The sequence below is a fragment of the Oleiphilus sp. HI0128 genome (genome assembly GCF_001635365.1).
This window is the reverse complement of the sequence record NZ_LWGG01001006.1, coordinates 1-983: the sequence shown is the minus strand read 5'-3', so window position 1 is coordinate 983 and position 983 is coordinate 1. Positions and strand designations below refer to the sequence as shown.

General features: G+C 40.7%; 1 protein-coding gene. It reads right to left on the bottom strand.

Going from position 1 to position 983, the window contains the following annotated elements:
- On the bottom strand, positions 1-423 hold a 423-nt coding region (locus tag A3763_RS17055), incomplete at its 3' end, for a PhzF family phenazine biosynthesis protein (protein ID WP_369823130.1).
- Positions 424-983 lie beyond the last annotated feature (560 nt).

The following is a 983-nucleotide window of genomic DNA, read 5'->3' as shown; positions in this document are numbered from 1 at the left end:
CGGAAAATCCATTTTTAGTTGATTGCCATCCTTTTCCACGCAAAGGTTGCCGCTACGCGTCTCAAAGATAATCGTTGGTTCAGTATGACCAAGAATTTCAAAGATGACATGAGCCGTTGCCAATGTGGCATGCCCACATAAATCAACCCCCTTAACAGGACTAAACCATCTTAAATTAAACCCAGTTTCTGTGGGCACGAAAAATGCTGTTTCAGATAAATTGTTTTCTTCTGCGATGGCTTGAAGCAATTCATCTTTCAGCCAGTTATCCAATGGACATACTGCCGCCGGGTTTCCCTCGAATGCACGGGTTGCAAAGGCATCAACTTGGTATTGTTTTATTTTCATATCCGATACTGTGTGATAAAAACCTAACGCCGCAATAAAGGGCGAGCGGCGCGCAGCAAAGCGAGTCCAGCCCACGGGCCCTTTCGTGGGCGATCTTTGATTGCTTGGTTATGTACTGTTGTCACGGAAAGGCCTCGATAATAGTGAGAATACCAACCAAGTTAAATATACAAATACTAAGTAAAAAATGCTAAATACAGACCCAAGCGCAAAAGTAGTGACCTGTGAACCTGTATGGACAGTATCTATTGTTGTTTGATGTTCTGGACCAATTTGAACATTTTCAGGTTTTGGTAACAAAGCTGCCACATCACTTTCTGAGAAAAACGCAATATTTAACAACCAATACGAAAACACCAAGAGAGTTGAGAATAATACGATACCAAAACGCTTGAATCGACCCTTTAAGTACTTTGAATTTAAGAATTGTAATATGAATGGGAATGTTAGAAATATTGCTAACAAAGCCACATAAGGTTGAAAGAATGTAAAAATAAGCTCGAACATTGTGACTAACTACTTTTCCTTGTATGTACATAGACATAATGACTCCCCACGTCCCAAAAGAGTGCTGACCTCCTATCGTGGGTTAGCAAAGCCAGAGCCATAATATATGTGTCATACCATATAAGCGG